Here is a 17548-nt window from a genome sequence, read left to right as displayed (position 1 = left end):
CGTGTTCTGGAGGAGGGGTGGATTGACGGAAAATCTGTCCTTCTTAGCCGACGCGCACGCTCGCCTCTTTGGCATCGGTGAACACAATGTGGCCGACAGGGTTTTTGGAAAATACACCAGCGCCATATTCGGTGCGCAAGCGCACCAGCTGTTTGTCAATCAACATATCGACGGCACCGTCCACGGAAGTACTAATTTCCAGCCGGGCGGTTTCTTCGGCGGCGATTTGTGCTTCCAGTTCTTTGCGCTCGGCCAGCAATTTCCCCCACTCCTGCAGCGCACGTTGTCTGGACTGTTTGATGCGCGGCAACATGCCTGTCGGATCGCCGGCGGCGGCGACCTGTTTTTCCAGCTGATCCAGGCTTTCTTCCGCCTGCTTTTGCTTGAGCAGACATTCTTGCAGGGCAACGTATTTCGCGTCCAGTTCCGGATTGGCGCCCAGCACGACTTTGGTGATGGGGCTGGTGGTAGAACCCAGGATGGGTACCCGCAGCAGCATCATGGCGGTGGCGGTGCCGCCTACCAGGCGCCCGCGCCCTGGTTTTTGCGTGCCGATGAGAATCTGGTTGAGTGCATCCAGCTGGCAATCAAGTGCCATGTCGTGCAGTTCAATGACGGTGCCGGCAGAAATTTTCACCCCTTGCGCAAAACGGGCACTGACCGAGCCGGCGGCATGCACGCTGGCATGGGCAATAACGCCCCCGGCAATGGTGATATTGCCGCCCGCCTCCAGCCGGCCACCATCGACCATGCCGCGGATCACGATGTCGCCAGTGGCTTTGACCAACAGGCCCTGGAGCACATCGCCCTTGATATGCACGCTGCCATCAAAGTGGATATTGCCCGAAGCCATGTTGACCTCGGCCACTTTCAGGACCGGCTCGACGATCATTCCATCGGCTACCTGCACTGCCTGCCCGGCCACCGCTGCCAGCAGCACGCCGGGGTCGTTGGGATCGATTTGGGTACCCGCCAGATTTTTGGCAAAAAGCACGTCTCGCCCTGGACGGGGCGACAGAATGCGCCCTCGAACAGTGCATCCGTCCATTCCTGGCGTCGCCGGAATGCGGCGCATCAAGGGGGTGTCGGGCTGGACGGTCTGGATGGCGCCACGCTCGCGGTAATCGATGAAACCGTTCTCATCGACCAGCGGAGCTCGGTTGGGCGGATTTTCAATCAGCGCTTCAAACAGGCTGTTTTGTCCATTTTCAGGTTTTTTGGCCTCGGCAATCACAATTTGGTGGCCCACACCGGATTCGCTGGCGTGCAACAGGGCTTGATCGTTGACACCAAAAACCACCCCGGCATCGCTCAGCGCCTGAAGGATGTCGCCCAGCGTGGCGGCTTTGCCCCCCTGCGCGGCCACCAAAGTGAGATGGGCGACCATCTCGTCGCGGGACACATTAATCTCAATGGCAGCATTGCACCGCTGCGCCACAGGGACTGAAAAAAGCTCCGTCAGGGTATTGCAATCGGTGACTGCTGCCGTAATAGCTGCTTCGTCCAAGGCGCAGTCGCCATAACCCTGCTCGGTGAGCAAGGTATGCAGCATGACTGCATCCACTGGCGGGCGTTTTTCCTGCGGCTGGACTTGTAAAAAAATGTGGCCATCTGTCTCCACCAAACTCATTCCTGCAAGCTCCATGACCTGAAGTCCTTCTTATTTTGAAATGAAAGTCACCATAGCATTCTTGCGCCCTGCCATGACCGTGAATACATCAATTCATCGAATAGATTTGCCGTCTTGTCGCCCGTCGGCTGCGGTATTTTTTAGGTCTGCCGGCTGTGGCTGGTCAGCGCTGCGGCATCCACCTGGGTACGCGGCCGGCTGACATAGGCGAGCACAAAGCACAACGCCAGCGTCGGCAAGGCCGCGCCCAGCGCAGGGGCGAATGTCGGCACCAAATGGTAAAAGCCAATGCCTGCCAACCACAGGGCGATAGGAGCCACATGCACAGGGCGTGCTGCGTGCACTGGGTTCAACAGCACCGTACCGGGGGCGGCAAAGGCCAGACGCCCGAGGATGACGCCAAACAGCGGCAGGAAGATGGAACTGAGCAGCATCAGAAAGGGCTCTAGGCTGTGCATTGGCAGCACCAGCGCCAGCAACGTGCACAGCACCGCGATCCCCACGCCCCAGCGACGCACGCTCCAGCGCGGCTGCAGGGCGTGGGCCGAGACGGCACCTGAATAGGCGTCGCCATAAGCGTTGTCCACTTCGTCGATCAGGATGAGCGACAGCGCAATCAGCCCACCTTGCGCCAGCAGCAGGGCGGTCACCAGATCCTGGCTGGGCAGCACCAGAGCGACCAGCACACCCAGGGCATAACACCAGATATTGGCCAGGGCAAAACCGGCCCAGGTGCCACGAAATGCCGATTTGCCGCTGACGCCGTGGCGTGCGTAGTCGGCCACCAGCGGCAGCCAGGACATGGGCATGGCAATCACCAGGTCGAGCGCCGGCATCACGCCCATACCGCCTGCACCGCGCCGTTGCCAGATTTCAGTTAAACCCTGCACTTGTGCCAGCGACAAAAATTGCCACGACAGCCACAGCAGCGACAGCACCACCAACGGCAGTGCCACGCGCGCAATGATGCGGCGCACCAGTTGCACCATGGAGCCGCTGATCAGCAGCGTGATGACGCCGCCCCACAGCAGCGTCGCCAGTAGCGGCCAATAGCTGTCCACCATGCTGCCTGACTGGCGACCGATGGCCACGGTGGCGTCGCGCATCACCACCAGTTCAAACGTGCCCCAGCCCAGCAGCTGCACGATGTTGAGCACGATCGGCAGGCGCGCAAACGAGCTGCCATACACCGCGTGCATCAGGCCGGCGCTGGCCAAGCCACTGTCGCAGCCGATTTTGGCCACCCAGCCGAGCAGCGCTGCGCCCAGCAGGGAGCCGCAGACAATGGCCAGCAGTGCGTCCTGCGTGCCCATCGCCGGGATCAGGTAAGCACCCACCTGCATCACCAGCAGACCCACACCCAGGCTGAACCACAGCGAGGCATGGTCGTGCCACTGGAAGACGCGCTGCTCGGGCGCAATCGGGGTCAGGGCTTGGTTGGCGGCGGTGGTAGGAGGTGTCATGCAATGCCTTCGGACAGGACGTGATTGTAGAAGGCAGGGGGGCGCTCACTTGCCACTTGAATTTTCGAGTCAAAAACACCTGCAACCCTTATGCATAAAGCGCTTCCAGCTATCAAAAAAGGATTGTTGCCGCGGTCTTCCATCCTGTCCGCCCTTGCCATCCCCTGGCAACGCCCATCTCCACGCGGAAATCGCTCAGGTGCAGGCCCATGTTTTACAAAATCAGTTCTTCTATCGGCACCGGCCGGCCAAATAGATAGCCTTGATAGGCATGGCAGCCATGGGTTGCCAAGCTTTGGCGCTGTGCCTCGGTTTCCACGCCTTCGGCAATCACGCTCAGGTCCAGGTTATCGGCCAGGGTGACGATCGTGCGCACGATGGCCATGGCGCGCGGATCAGACACCAGGTTGTGCACAAAACTTTGGTCAATCTTGATCTGGTCCAGCGGCAACTGGCGCAGGTAGGCCAGCGACGAATAACCGGTACCGAAATCATCCAGCGAAAAACCGACGCCGTTCGCTTTCAATTCGCTCATCTTGGTGATGGCGTCTTGCGGGTTGTCCAGCAGCAGACTCTCGGTCAACTCCAGCTTCAGGCGCTGCGCCGGGGCGCCGGTGCGTGCCAGCGTTTGCAGCACTTGGGCCACAAAGTCGCTCTGAATCATCTGCCGGCCGCTGACGTTGACGGCCACCGTCAGGTGCGTATGCGCGGGCTCGTGGGCCCAGCGTGCCAGTTGCTCGCAGGCGCTGTGCAGCACCCACTGGCCCAGCGGCAGAATCAGTCCGCACTCTTCGGCCAGAGGAATGAATTCCCCAGGCGAGACCAGGCCGCGCTGCGGGTGGCGCCAACGCACCAGCGCTTCGACACCCACGCAGTGACCCAGCGCATCTACTTGGACCTGGTAGAAAAGCACCAGATGGCCGTCCTGCAGCGCGGTGCGCAGGTCTTGTTCCAGGGCTACGCGATGGAGCACGGCAGCATGCATTTGCGGGTCAAAAAAGCGCACGGTGTTGCGCCCGGCTTCCTTGGCCTGGTACATGGCCAGGTCAGCGTGTTTCATCAGGTCGTCAGCGCTGGCGTGGGCGTCGGTGAACAGCACCACGCCAATGCTGCAAGAGCTTTGTATCGACTGCTCTGCCAGCAGCATCGGCTGGGCCAGGGCCGAGCGTATTTTTTCAGCAATATCTTCGGCTTGGCGGGCGGCTTTGCGCACTTGCGTATTCAGGTTTTCCAGCACCACCACGAACTCGTCGCCGCCCAGCCGGGCCACGGTGTCGATTTCACGTACGGCGGCGGACAGGCGCTGTGCCATCTCATGCAGCAGCAGATCGCCCTTGTCGTGGCCCAGGCTGTCGTTGACCAACTTGAAATTGTCCAGGTCAATGAACATCAGCGCACCCAGGTACTGTGTGCGCCGGCTGGTGGCCAACGCACGCTGCAGGCGATCCATCAGCAGACGGCGGTTGGGCAGCAGGGTCAGGAGGTCGTAATACGCCAGATAGCGAATTTTTTCTTCGTCTTCCTTGCGCTGGGTGATGTCGATCAGGGTGCTGACAAAGTGCGAGATAACGCCGACTTCGGTTTTGACGGCAGTGATGGTGAGCCATTCGGGAAATACCGAGCCGTCCTTGCGGCGGTTCCAGATTTCGCCCTGCCAAACACCGGTGCTGGCAAGCACACTGTGCATGCAATCGTAGAAAGGCGCATCGTGCCGGCCCGATTTCAGCAGCGCAGGCGTCTGGCCAACGGCCTCTTCAGCGCTGTAACCGGTGATGCGGGTAAACGACTGGTTGACGCGCAGGATGACACCCTGGGGGTCGGTGACGCACATGCCCTCTTGCGACTCAAAGGCAATGGCTGCCACGCGCAGGTTGGCGTTTGCAGCAGCCAGTTCGCGGTGGTAGCGCATGAACAAATGGCGCGACCAGCGTGAAAAGCCAAACGAGCCGATCACGCCCAGCGCCAGCGCTCCGCACAGCAGCAGCGCCAATTGCAGCCGCCGCTGCGTACTGCCCTGGCTGTATGCCTGGGTTTCAGTGCGCAGCGTTGATTGCAACTCGTCGTTGAACATCGCGGTCACCAGCACCCAATTCCACGGCCCGTAGACGCTGACCAGCGCCGTCTTGCGGCCCAGCAACTGGTCTTGCTGGCCGTCTTGGTGGCCTACCCGGGGCCATTCATATTCGACAAAACCGCCTCCAGCCAGGGCGGTGGTACGGATTTTGTCCAGGGCGGCCCGTTGCAGCGGGGGCATTTTTTCGGGCAGCAGCCCTTCAATGGCAATATCGTTGGGGCTGAGCAGTGAGCGCCCATCGGGCGCTATCAGGCCGACCGTACCGCTGTCGCCAAAGCGCAGTGCCCGCAGGCGCTGCATGGCTTCATTCTTTTGCCGAGTCTCCCATTCATAGACGTAATCGCCGCTGCCAATCAGCCAGTCGTAGGGAGCAAAGTGGCGTACATAAGCCAATTTTTCGGCCATTTGCAGCGGGTTGTCTGGCCGATACCAGCGGTAGCGAAAAAATGATTCGCCCGGCGGTTGGTGTGCGGCCGCGATCAGCCCGCGCATGATGTAGGTGCCTTGGTCGTCCTGGTTGTCAATGCCACTGCGCCCTTCGTATTGCGGCGCCGTCGGCAGCAGCACGAACTGGCCTTGCATATCATCAATGAAGAGGTAGCCCCGGCCGTCGAAAAACTGCACCGGACGCAAGGCTTCCATGATGAGTTGTTTCACCTCGGCCGCTGGCCGACGTCCCGATTCACGCGCATGGATCGCCTGCGCCATGTCGAGCGCCACATCGACTTGCTCGATCACCCGGCTGCGCAGGACATCTTCGGTGCGCTGGTGGACAAAATCAACATAGTCCAGGGCGGAGCGCATTTCCGCTGTCAGGCGTTCTTTTTGCTGCTGTGTCAGCAACTGCGCGACGCGTTTGAAGGCGTGGCCTTGCTCCTGCTCGTTCTGCCATGAAAAAAATCCCGTCATGGCCAGTGTCACTACCAGTATCAATACCAGCGTGCCAATCAGGTGGAGCCGCGGCATCGTGGTTTCGTTGGCAGACAAGCGCATGCGGGAGGGTTATTTCAAAATGTAAAACAGAGGGATTCTAGTGTGATGAATAGGGTCTTGGCTGAACAAAAAAGACAGCCATCAGGCGCGCCAAGCAAGAAGCGAGCTTTCAGGACGATTCCGCCCCAAGAGACAAAAAACCCTGAAAGGCTTATTGCACCAGCGATAGCAGCTCTTATTTCAGGAGCACTACGGCAGACAGGTGCTCAGGACGCTGCCGACACGCCCAGACGCTGCTGCAAACGGCTACTGCTGGTGGTGTATTCGAGCGGCAGGGGATGTCCGGCCAAGCGCTCGGCGATGGCAAAAGCGGCCAAGGTGGCTTCGTGAAAGCCGCAGACGATGAGGCGGCGCTTGCCGGGATAGGTGGCAATGTCGCCCACGGCGTGGACACCCGGCACGCTGGTAGCGAAGGTGGCCGTGTCCACCACCAGTTGTTTGCGCTCCAGCGCCAGACCCCAATCGGTCAGCGCGCCCAGCCGCGGCGACAGACCCAGGCGCACCAGCAGCAGATCCAGCGGCAAGCGTTGTGTGCTGCCATCGGAAACCAGCAGTTGCAGGGCCGTCAGGCGCTCGCCCACCTGCTCCACGGCGCTGATTTGGCCGACGGCAATCTGTACGCGTCCGGCGCTGCGCAAGTCGTGCAACTGCGCCAGTTGCTCGGGCGGAGCGTCAAAAACGTCGCGCCGGTGCTGCAGCGTCAAGCTCGCTGGCGGTTGCGCAGCGCTGGCGCAGGCCAGCACTTGCGCCACAGCCGGGGCGTCGCCGCCATGCACCACGACCTGCTGACCGGCGAGGCGCGCCGGCGCATCTTGCCCATCCCAGTGGTAGAGCAGTTGTGTGCCGGCAAAGGCCTCCAAGCCAGGCACTTTGAGCGCACGCGGCACAAACGCGCCAACACCGGCGGCGATACACACCGCGCGTGCGCGCAGTGGCGTCCCCGCGCTGGTCACGACCAGAAAACTGCCATCGGGCTGCGCTGTCAGTTGCGCCACTTGCTGGCCCAGGTGCCAGTGCGGCGCAAACGGCGCGATCTGCTGCAGCAGGCGCTGCACCAGCTCGTATCCGGTGCATACCGCCAGGCCGGGAATATCGTAGAGAGGTTTATCGCCGTACAGCTCGGCGCACTGCCCTCCAGGATGCGCCAGTGCATCGATAAGGTGGACGCGCAGCCCCTGCAGGCCCAATTGAAAGACCTGGAACAGGCCGACCGGGCCCGCGCCAATGACGACGACATCAGCAACTGCTGAAGGCGAGGCGGGGGCCGCGGTCATCAGCCCAGACTCAACGTTGCAGGTCTTTGACCTTGCCGGGTTGGCCGTTCCATTCATCGGCATCGGCCAAGGCAGTCTTGCGTTTGGTGATGACTTTCCATCCCTTGGCGTTGGTCAGATCGGCGTTGATCTTGATGAAGGCCAGCTCGGTGGGCGGCAGGTCTTCTTCAGCAAAAATGGCGTTGGCCGGGCACTCGGGCACGCACACGGCGCAGTCGATGCACTCATCGGGATTGATGACGAGCATGTTCGGGCCTTCGACAAAGCAATCGACGGGACACACGTCCACACAATCGGTGTATTTGCATTTGATGCAGTTTTCGGAGACTACGTGTGTCATGGCGTTTTTCTGAAGAGACGTGGGAAAGATGAAATTTTAAGGGTTTGCACCAAGGGCTTGGCGCGCATTCCCCCAAAGCACCCCACTATTGCACCAGCACTGCCGCAGCGGTGCGGTGGCTGGCGGTGTCCACCAGGATCAGCGACCCCAGCACGCGCGACTGGGCAAATGGCGCCGTCGGCAACGCCTCTTGCAGCAGCAGTTGCACTTGGCCGATGGCATTGGCCGCCAGCGTGTCGGCATCCTCTTCAGCCAAGGTGTGGACGTTGAGCCGGTGCAGCACCCGCTGCACCTTGGTCTTAACCCAGCGATGACCATGCAGCACCCAATACACGCGGCCCACCACCAGCGGCTCGTCGTCCATCCACGCCACCGTGGCGGAGATTTCGCGCTGCGCCGGCCAGGCGCTGGTGCTGGCGACAGGGGTGTCAAAGTCATCATCAGCCACGACCGCAGCGCTGGCCGATGCCGTCGCCACGATCCAGTCACCACGCGAGACATCGACCTCTTTATCCAGTACCAAGCCGGCGCTTTGACCGGCGGCGACCGTGCCGGGGCGGCGCGCATGGTCTAACACTTGCGCCACGCTGGCCGTTTGGCCGCTGGGGAAAATCTGCACCGCAGCGCCCACGGCCACCGTGCCGGTAGCGACACGGCCCCAGAACACGCGCCGGCCTTGCGAGGTATCGGCAGAGGACGCAAATTTTTCGACCCACTGCACCGGAAACGCCAACGGCAGATCACGCTCGCTGGCGATGGTCGGTAGCTGCTCCAGCCATTGCAGCAGGCTGGGGCCGGCATAACCGCACCAATCGGGGCGCGGCGTAACGACGTTCCACCCCTTCAGCGCCGACACCGGCACCGTGGCGCGCACGGCAATGCCGGCGTCTTGGGCAAACTGCGCCAGCGCGGCGCTGATGTGTTGCCACGCCAACTCAGGGTTCTCCACCGCGTCCAACTTGTTGACGGCAAACACCAGCGACGGCACACGCAGCAAATGCACCAGCAGGCTGTGGCGGCGGGTTTGCTCCAGCAGCGCCAATTGCGGGTTTTTCCAGTCGAGCTTGGTGGCGTCTACCAGCACCACGGCGGCATCGGCCTGCGACGCCGCCGTCACCATGTTGCGCGTGTACTGCGCGTGGCCGGGTGCGTCGCCAATGATGAATTTGCGCGACTCGGTGGCGAAGTAGCGGTAGGCCACGTCGATGGTGATGCCCTGCTCGCGCTCGGCGCTCAGGCCGTCAGTGAGCAGCGCCAGATCGGTCTCGCCGGCGCGCTGCACGCCTGCCAGGTGGTCTTGCAGCACCGCCTTGCTATCGACCAGCAAGCGGCCAATCAGCGTGCTTTTGCCATCGTCCACACTGCCGCAGGTGATGAAGCGCAGCGCAGAAAAATGGTCATTTTTGCCTGTAGCGCTTGCTGCATCTACGCTGGCAGCTATCAATTCAGTAGTCGTTGTCATCAGAAGTACCCGTCTTTCTTGCGCTTTTCCATTGAGGCGTCAGAGGTTTTGTCGTCCATGCGGGTGGCGCCGCGTTCGCTCACGTCCACGCTCAGGGTTTCCAGCACGATGTCGGCGGCAGTGGCGGCCAGGCTGGCCACCGGGCAGGTGCAGGTCACATCACCGACGGTGCGAAAGCGCACGTCGCGCTGTTCAACCGTTTCGCCGGCGCGCGGCGGCGTCAGCGGCGTCACCGGCACCAGCAAACCCTTGCGCTCGACGATGTCGCGCTTGTGCGTGTAGTACAGCGACGGCAGCGCAATCTGCTCGCGCTCGATGTACTGCCACACGTCCAATTCCGTCCAGTTGCTGATCGGAAAGACGCGGAAATGCTCGCCCGGTTGCAGGCGGTGATTGAACAGCGTCCACAGCTCGGGGCGCTGGTCTTTGGGTTGCCATTGGCCGAAGCTGTCGCGGTGCGAAAAAATGCGCTCTTTGGCGCGGGCCTTTTCTTCGTCACGCCGCGCGCCGCCAATCAGCGCGTCAAAACGGAATTCTTCAATCGCTTCCAGCAGCGTCACTGACTGGTGCACGTTGCGCGATTCGCCGGGATGGGCCAAGCGCACCGTGCCGCGCGCCATCGAGTCTTCGACGCTGCGCACAATCAGTTCCGCGCCCAGCTCGTTGGCGCGAAAGTCGCGGAAATCGGTGACTTCGGTGAAGTTGTGGCCGGTGTCAATCATCAACAGCGGGTACGGAATGCGCCCAGCGCCAAAGGCTTTTTCAGCACATTTCAGCATCACCAGCGAGTCTTTGCCGCCCGAGAACAGCAGCGTCGGGCGCTCAAAAGCGGCGGCCACTTCGCGCAGGATGAAGATGGTTTCTTCTTCCAGCGCATCGAGGTGGCGGTTGCTGAGGGCGCTCAGCGCGGAGGGATCGGTGCGGGCGTTCATGCGTTTTTCCTATCAAATGGGGCTGCAGCGCATATGGGTAAAGCGTTAGCAGCTATTGTTTTTGATGTTTGCAAATGGGTCGGCGGGTTCAGTGCGCCAAGTGCAGGCCGCACTCGCGGTTGTCTTCGCCCTTGGTGGGGTCGATGTAGTCGAAGTTGTTCGGCAGGCCGTGCCGCACGCAGTATTCGTGCAGGTCTTTGGACGACCAGTGCAGCAGCGGTGCCACCTTGATGAGGCCGTCGGGGTTGATGCCCACGGGGTCCATCTGCGCGCGCACGGCGGTGTCGGTGGCGCGCAGTGCGGTGAACCACACCTTAGGCGCCGTCTCGCGCAGCGCGCGGGTGAAGGGTTCGAGCTTCACTTCTGCGGTGAAAGCTGCGTGGCGCGGGTCATCCAGCGCGGGGGTGAGCCCGTGCACGGCTTCGCGGTGTGCACGTGAGCGGCGCGGCAGGTAAATTTGCAGGTTCAGCCCGAGCTGCTGCGTCACCTCGTCGGCAAAGCGGTAGGTGGCTGCGGTGTTGTAGCCGTTGTCCATCCAGACCACCGGCACGTCGGGTTGCACCTGCGTGACCAAGTGCAGGATCACCGCCTCGAAGGGGCGGAAGTTGGTGGTGACGATGGAGCGCTCGCCCAGGCCGAGCGCCCAGGCGACGAGGCCGGGCGCGTCGCGCCCGAGCGTGGCGTTGACGTGCGCGAGGTCGAGCGTGTGTGCGGTGCTCATGCCGATTCCAGTGCCGCATCGCGGGCAAACAGCGGGCGCGGCTCCAGCACATCGCCCTGATAGAAGCCGGCAAAGCGCTCAAACTGGCGCTCGGCGGCGGCCGCATCCACACCCTCGGCCAGTACAGCGCTGGTAAAGCCGCTGCGGTGCATGTGCACCAACTGGTCGATCAGCACATCGCCCGTGGCGCGGATGTCGCCGCTGAAGCGGTAGCGCCGGCGCAGCAGCAGCGCCTGGCTGTAGGCGCGGCCATCGGTGAATTTGGGAAACTGCAGTTCCACGCGCTGCACGCCGTCGAGCGCGCCGTTGGCGGCCAGTTCGGCCAGCTCGGCGTCGTTGGTAATTTGCAGGGTGTTTTCGGTGTCAAGCCCCGTGGATACAGCGCTGGCAGCTATTATTTTCATGGTATTTAATCGCTCTTAGTCTTGTTCAGCCAGGACTTCTTGGTCGGCCTTGGGGCGGCGGGCGCTATGGGCAGCCTGCTTGAAAGGGTCATGGCCGAGGCGGCGCAACGCATCAATGAAAAACTCGCCCGGCTTGCGCAGCGCACGGAAGGTGCCCAACAGCGCTTCGATCACGTCGGGTATTTCGGCAGCTGTGAACGACGGGCCGACCACTTTGCCGCCAATCGCCGGACCGGACAGATGGCTGCCATCCGAGCCGCCCAGTGTGATCTGGTACCACTCCTTGCCGTCTTTATCCACGCCCAAAATGCCGATGTGGCCACTGTGGTGGTGGCCGCAGGAGTTGATGCAGCCGCTCATGTGCAGGTCGATGGGACCGAGGTCAAACAACTCGTCCAGGTCTTGGTAGCGCTCGGTCACGGCGGCGCCAATGTGCAGTGAACGGGCATTGGCCAGCGAGCAAAAATCGCCGCCGGGGCAGATGATCATGTCGGTCAGCAGGCCAATGTTGGGCTGCGCCAAGCCCAGCGCGCGGGCGGCTTCGTAGAGTGCCGGCAGGTCACTGGCGTGCACCCAGGGCAGCAGCAGGTTCTGCTCGTGTGTCAGGCGCGCTTCGGACGCAGAGAATTGCTCGGCCAGTTGCGCCAGGGCATGCAGGGTATCGGCGTCGGCATCACCCGTGGCAAACCCCGGGCGCTTGAACGACAGGGTGACGGTCTTGAGGCCGGGCAACTGGTGGCCCCGCACGTTTTGCTGCAACCAGCGCTGGTACAGCTGGCCTTGCGGACTGACCTTGGAGGGCAGGTCGGCGGCCTTCAGTTCAGGCACGACAAAGTGGCTGCTGACGCGGTCGAACTCGGCCTGGGTGATGGTGTGCGGGGCGCCGTCCAGCTCGACGATGTCGCGGTATTCCTTCTCGACAGCATCGATAAATTTCTGTCCTTCGCTCTTGACCAAAATTTTGACGCGCGCCTTCCACTTGTTGTCGCGTCGGCCGTAGCTGTTGTAGGTGCGCACCACGGCTTCGATGTAGTTCAGCAACTGATCCCATGGCAAAAATTCGCGGATCACGCTGCCGATGATGGGCGTGCGGCCCATGCCGCCGCCGACCTTCATGGTGAAGCCGACACTGCCGTCGTCGGCGCGGCGTGCTTGCAGGCCGATGTCATACCAGCCGATGGCAGCGCGGTCTTCTTTGGCGCCGTTGAAGGCAATTTTGAACTTGCGCGGCAGGTAGGTGAATTCAGGGTGCAGCGAGCTCCACTGGCGCGTGATTTCAGCAAACGGGCGGCAGTCCACGATGCTGTCTTCGGCAATGCCTTCGAGCGCGTCGCAGGTGATGTTGCGGATGTCGTTGCCGCTGGTCTGGATGCCGTGCATACCCACGCTGGCCAACAGATCCATCACATCGGCGGCGCGGCCCAGCGGAATCCAGTTGAACTGCACATTGGTGCGCGTGGTGAAGTGGCCGTAGCCGTAGCGCAGCGGCGGTGCCGCCAGCGTCGCACCGGGCTGGGCGTCTTGCAGCGCGTTTTGCGTGGCCTGGGCGTGCGCCAGCAACTCGGGCGCAGGTTGGTCGTAGTCGCGTGCAATGTGTGCCAGTGTGCGCAGTTGCGTGCTGCTGATTTCTCCATAAGGCACGGCAATGCGTGCCATAGGGGCATAGCGCTGGATGTACCAGCCGTTTTGCAGGCGCAGCGGCAAGAGCTGTTCGTCCGTCAGCTCACCGCGTTCCCAGCGCTCCAGCTGGTCGCGAAACTGCGCCGCGCGCAGCTGGACAAATTGCTTGTCGAAGTCGGTGTATTGGTACATCAGGAAACCCCCATCTCAAATTCAAAAAACCACAAATTCAAATCAGCACCAGCTTGGCGCCGGCCCAAGCCAGCAGCAGCGACAGCGCCGAGCGGATCAAGCGCTCCGGCGTGCGCGACATCAGGCGCGAGCCAATCCAGATACCGGGCAGCGAGCCGGCCAGCAATTGCGCCAGCAGCGGCCAATCGACCGAGCCGAGCGAGGCATGGCCCATGCCGGCCACCAGCGTCAGCGGTACGGCGTAGGCAATATCGGCGGCGATGATGCGCGGCAGCGGCAGGTGCGGAAACACCAGCAGCAGCACCGTCACGCCAATCGCACCCGCGCCGACCGAGGTAAAAGTCACCAAGGTGCCAATCACCGCGCCCAGCAGCACCGGCAGACTCCAGTGGCGCGGCTGGGTGGCGTGGGCGGCATTGGAGTTGCGTGCCGCCAGTTCAGCTGCTTGGCGCAGCGGCGAAAACACCAACACCTTGTAAGCCATGGCAGCGGCTGTCAGCAGCAGGGCAAAACCCAGCGTGCTGGTCATCAAATGCTGTACCTGCGCCGTCGCCGGGCCCAAGCGGTGCAGCAACCACAGCGCACCCAGCGCCGCCGGAATGCTACCCGCGCACAACAAACCGACCACGCGCCACGGCACGATGCGCTGGCGCGCCAGACTGACCGTGCCGCCCAACTTGGTAAACGCGGCAAACAGCAAATCGGTGCCAATCGCCAAGTGCGGCTTGACGCCAAAGAAAAAAATCAGCACCGGCGTCATCAGCGAGCCCCCACCGACACCGGTCAGACCAACAGTAAGGCCAACAGCGAAGCCGGCAAGGATGAACGCGAAATCAGGCATAGCGGCGAATGTAAAAGCGCCGCTTATAAAAACAAACGATTTTTTTATGCTTCCTTTATTCCAATAAGCATATATTTAAAACAACAGTAGCCAGGGCTATGGACAAGCAACGCAGGGGCAGGATTTCTAAAAAGAGAGCACTGCCCGGCGCTTTTTAACGCCTTGCAGGAGACATCGCCCGCGCCAGCTTGGCTTCCAGCGGCAGCGGCTCATCGTGCAACTGAGCCGCCAGCAATTCGCCGCACAACACCGCACGCGTCAGGCCACGCGCGCCCATGGCGGTGCAGACCCACAGACCGGGCAGTGCCGTTGCCTGGATGGGGCCAACGATGGGCAGGCGGTCGTGTGCGGTGCAACGCACGCTGGCCCAGGCCTGCACGCGCTGCGCATCGGCCGGCGCCGCTGGGTCAAACGCCGCTTGCAGCGTGGGTGCGGTGCCGGGCAGCAGCGCCTGCAGATGTTGCCAATTACTGGCGTGGGCGGCAGCGGCTTCGGCGTGGCTGAGGGGCAGATGCTCCACATCGCGCTCAAAGGTCGAGCCCATGTGCCAAGCGTGGCCACCGCCAAAGGGTACATGGGACACCAGTGCGCCACTGCCATTGACCGGAAACGGCGGCAAGCCCGTGGCTTGGGTGTCCTGCAGACCCCATGACAACTGACCGCGCACCGACTGCAGCGGCAAAGGGGGCGTTGCCAGTCCCGCCAGCAGCGCATTGCAGGCCGGACCAGCGGCCAGCACCACCAGTTCAGCTTCAGCCAGCAGGTGCCCTGGAGCGTCCAGCGCCTGCCACACGGTCCAAGTGTCGCCCGTGTGCTCAGCGTCCGGAGCTGCGCGCTGGAGTTGCGCGACACAGGCGTTCGGGCACCAGGTAATACCGGGGTGCGCCAGCAGCGCCGCCACCAGCCGTGCCGGGCGCAGCCAACCGGCGCGGGCGTGCCAGCAGGCACTGGTGCCGCTCGGCAGGCCGGCGGCGTGCAATACCGCTGCGCTGGCCAAACCGCACCAGTCCGCACCAGGGCCACTGTCCCAGTCGGCAGGTACGCCCAGGCGGTCTGGCGACCGGCGCTCCAGCACGCCACTGGGGCACCAATCCACGCCGCTGTGCAGCAATGCTGCGCACTGCTGCAGCATGGCGCGCACGCCGCTGCGCGAGACCCGCGAGAACACGTTGTCATCGGGCGATAAGTGCGGTGCAAACAGGCCCACCGGCAGACCCGAGGCACCACTGGCTGGAGCGGCGGCAGTGTCCAGCACCTGCACCTGCCAGCCGCGCCGCGCTAGGCTGGCCGCCGTAGCCGCACCCGCCAGCCCGCCACCGATGACGATACAGCGCCTGGGCGTGGCGGGCGCCATGGCGGCGCGCGGTTTGCGCAACTCCCAGCGCGGGTTGAACATGACCTGCAGGCGGTCGCGTTGGGGCGCCACACCGGGCACCGTGTGCACTTCAAAACCGCACTGCGCCAACGCATCGCGTACCGCCCCTGCGACTGTCGAGGTCGCAAGGTGGGTGCCACGGCGGCAGCAGCGTGCAACCGCTTTCAAGGTGTGCAGGCTCCACAGATCCGGGTTGCGCTCGGGGCTGAAAACATCCAGGTAGACGCTGTCGGCCGTCCAATCCTGCTGGCGCAGCAGCGTCTGCGCATCACCAATGCACAACGTCAGCAGTACTTGTCCATTGTCGAAACTCAGGCGGTGCACGCCGGGCAGCAATCCCCAAAATTGGTCGTGCAGTTCCTGCGCCAGCGGCAGCAGATCAGGGTATTGCCGAGCGGCGCGCAGCAGGTCGGCCGGCGCCACCGGCCAGGCTTCGAGCGAGACAAAGTGCAGCATCCGGCAGCGCTGCGGATCGGCGCGCCAGGCTGCCCAGGTGACCAAAAAATTCAGTCCCAGGCCAAAACCGGTCTCCAGAATGCGCCACTGCGGCTGGCCTGCCCACGCCGCCGGTAGACCGCAGCCATGCAGAAATGCCTGCTGCGCCTGCGCCAAACCACCGTCTTCGCTGTGGTAGCGGTCGCCAAAACGCGGGCTGTAAGGCGTACCGTCGTCTAACCATTGAATGTGCTCGGCCATGGAGGTAAAAGAAAAAAGCAATAAAAAAGGCGCCGCAAGAGGCGCCCTGGAGGGATAAGTGTGCCCCGTGTGCGCTCAGGCGCTGGGCGGTACGTAACCCTGCACAGCGTCGGCGCCGCCGCCAAAGAAGTGCTGCTCCATCTGGCGTGCCAAGTACTGGCGCGCGCGGGCATCAGCGAGGTTCAAGCGGTTTTCGTTGACCAGCATGGTCTGGTGCTTGAGCCAGGCGGCCCAGGCTTCCTTGCTGACGTTTTCCCACAGGCGTTTACCCAGTTCGCCTGGGTAAGGCGCAAAGTCGAGGCCCTCAGCGTCTTTGTTGAGTTTGATGCAGTGGACAGTACGTGCCATGAAAATCCTTGTAAGGTGGTTTTATATGGATTTGAATATTAAGAAGTAAATTCTTATTCGTTCCAGTTTTAATAAGTGGCTTTCAGAATGCATTGCAGCGGTGATTGACACCGTTTTTTATTTCAGAAAGCACCCCATGCAACTTCGCCGTCACTTTATCAAGTTTCCTTTGGCCTCAGCTCTGGCTGCCAGCTTGGCCCTGAGCACATTGCCGTCGTTTGCGCAAGGTGTGACCTTGCTCAATGTCTCTTACGACCCGACACGCGAGCTGTATGTGCAGTTCAACCAGGCGTTTGCACGCCACTGGAAGGCCACGAACGGGCAGGACGTGACCATCCAGCAGTCGCATGGCGGCTCGGGCAAACAGGCCCGTTCGGTCATCGACGGCATCAGCGCCGATGTCGTGACGCTGGGCTTGGCGCCCGACATCGATGCGCTGGTAAAAAACGGTGGTCTGGTGGCACCAGACTGGCAAAAACGCCTGCCACACAATGCCGCGCCCTATACCTCGACCATCATTTTTTTGGTGCGCAAGGGCAATCCCAAAGGCATCAGGGACTGGGACGATTTGATCAAGCCCGGCGTGGCGGTGATCACACCCAACCCCAAGACCTCTGCCGGGGCGCAGTGGAATTACCTGGCCGCCTGGGAATACGGCAAGCGCAAGGGCGGCGGCGAGGCGGCGGCCAAAAACTTTGTCGCCCGCCTGTACCAGAACGTGCCGGTGCTGGACACCGGGGCGCGCGGCTCAACAGTCACCTTTGCGCAGCGCGCCATGGGCGATGTGCTGCTGGCCTGGGAGAACGAGGCGTTTCTGGCACTGAAGGAGTTTGGCGCCGACAAGTTCGAGATCGTTGTGCCGTCTCTGAGCATCCTGGCCGAGCCCACGGTGGCGCTGGTTGATAAGAACGTCGATAAAAAGGGTACGCGCAAGGTGGCGCAGGCGTACTTGGAGTATTTGTATTCCGACGAAGGGCAGGACATTGCTGGACGCAACTATTACCGGCCCACTGGTGCCAAGGCCCAGGCGAAATACGCGGCGCAGTTTCCCCAGCTCAAGCTGTTCACCATCGCTGAAGCCTTTGGCGGCTGGGCCCACGTGAGCAAAGCACATTTTGGTGACCACGGATTTTTTGACCAGATCTATGCCAAAAAATAACACTCCATCTGGCGGTACGCGCCG

Annotated in this window: 14 protein-coding genes; 1 reads left to right on the top strand and 13 read right to left on the bottom strand. The window is 62.2% G+C overall.

The features are described from left to right. Positions 1-43 precede the first annotated feature (43 nt). The 13 genes from Q390_RS19005 to Q390_RS0103985 form a co-directional block, all read right to left on the bottom strand. The gene (locus Q390_RS19005) at positions 44-1645 is read right to left on the bottom strand and encodes a flagellar assembly protein A (protein ID WP_084153760.1); all 1602 of its coding nucleotides are present in this window, start codon (positions 1643-1645) and stop codon (positions 44-46) included. Positions 1646-1770: 125 nt separating this feature from the next. Next, positions 1771-3093 carry a purine-cytosine permease family protein gene (locus Q390_RS0104040; RefSeq protein ID WP_027994919.1) on the bottom strand — a complete coding sequence of 441 codons (1323 nt, stop codon included), beginning with the start codon at positions 3091-3093 and terminating at the stop codon, positions 1771-1773. A gap of 214 nt (positions 3094-3307) precedes the next feature. Continuing rightward, on the bottom strand, positions 3308-6160 hold the full coding sequence (locus Q390_RS19000) for a bifunctional diguanylate cyclase/phosphodiesterase (RefSeq protein ID WP_051603022.1): 2853 nt from the start codon (positions 6158-6160) through the stop codon (positions 3308-3310). Positions 6161-6366: 206 nt separating this feature from the next. Beyond that, complete coding sequence (locus Q390_RS0104030) at positions 6367-7434, bottom strand: NAD(P)/FAD-dependent oxidoreductase (protein ID WP_027994918.1); 1068 nt, start codon at positions 7432-7434, stop codon at positions 6367-6369. A 10-nt stretch (positions 7435-7444) separates the two neighbouring features. Further along, complete coding sequence (gene fdxA, locus Q390_RS0104025) at positions 7445-7774, bottom strand: ferredoxin FdxA (protein WP_027994917.1); 330 nt, start codon at positions 7772-7774, stop codon at positions 7445-7447. A gap of 85 nt (positions 7775-7859) precedes the next feature. After that, a complete protein-coding gene (locus tag Q390_RS0104020; RefSeq protein ID WP_037472156.1) occupies positions 7860-9236 on the bottom strand; it encodes a sulfate adenylyltransferase subunit 1 in 1377 nt (458 codons plus the stop codon). Continuing rightward, entirely contained in the window at positions 9236-10168 is a 933-nt protein-coding gene (cysD, locus tag Q390_RS0104015) for a sulfate adenylyltransferase subunit CysD (RefSeq protein WP_027994915.1), read from the bottom strand. Before cysD ends, Q390_RS0104020 begins: the two co-directional genes overlap by 1 nt. 88 nt (positions 10169-10256) lie before the next feature. Next, positions 10257-10889 carry a phosphoadenosine phosphosulfate reductase domain-containing protein gene (locus tag Q390_RS0104010; RefSeq protein ID WP_027994914.1) on the bottom strand — a complete coding sequence of 211 codons (633 nt, stop codon included), beginning with the start codon at positions 10887-10889 and terminating at the stop codon, positions 10257-10259. Next, complete coding sequence (locus Q390_RS0104005; RefSeq protein ID WP_027994913.1) at positions 10886-11293, bottom strand: DUF934 domain-containing protein; 408 nt, start codon at positions 11291-11293, stop codon at positions 10886-10888. Before Q390_RS0104005 ends, Q390_RS0104010 begins: the two co-directional genes overlap by 4 nt. A 15-nt stretch (positions 11294-11308) precedes the next feature. Then, positions 11309-13105, bottom strand: a complete 1797-nt coding sequence (locus Q390_RS0104000) for a nitrite/sulfite reductase (RefSeq protein WP_027994912.1) — start codon at positions 13103-13105, stop codon at positions 11309-11311. Positions 13106-13142: 37 nt separating this feature from the next. After that, on the bottom strand, positions 13143-13946 hold the full coding sequence (locus Q390_RS0103995; RefSeq protein ID WP_027994911.1) for a sulfite exporter TauE/SafE family protein: 804 nt from the start codon (positions 13944-13946) through the stop codon (positions 13143-13145). Positions 13947-14100: 154 nt separating this feature from the next. Continuing rightward, a complete protein-coding gene (mnmC, locus tag Q390_RS0103990) occupies positions 14101-16017 on the bottom strand; it encodes a bifunctional tRNA (5-methylaminomethyl-2-thiouridine)(34)-methyltransferase MnmC2/FAD-dependent 5-carboxymethylaminomethyl-2-thiouridine(34) oxidoreductase MnmC1 (RefSeq protein ID WP_027994910.1) in 1917 nt (638 codons plus the stop codon). Between the two features lie 75 nt (positions 16018-16092). Further along, entirely contained in the window at positions 16093-16365 is a 273-nt protein-coding gene (locus tag Q390_RS0103985) for an oxidative damage protection protein (protein WP_027994909.1), read from the bottom strand. A gap of 136 nt (positions 16366-16501) precedes the next feature. On the opposite strand from Q390_RS0103985, the gene Q390_RS0103980 reads away from it, so the two are divergent. Beyond that, entirely contained in the window at positions 16502-17524 is a 1023-nt protein-coding gene (locus tag Q390_RS0103980; protein WP_027994908.1) for a sulfate ABC transporter substrate-binding protein, read from the top strand. Positions 17525-17548: the final 24 nt, after the last annotated feature.

This window comes from Simplicispira psychrophila DSM 11588 (assembly GCF_000688255.1).
Classification (GTDB): Bacteria; Pseudomonadota; Gammaproteobacteria; order Burkholderiales; family Burkholderiaceae_C; genus Simplicispira; species Simplicispira psychrophila.
The sequence above is the reverse complement of the archived record's forward strand: the minus strand, read 5'-3'. Positions and strand labels throughout refer to the sequence as shown.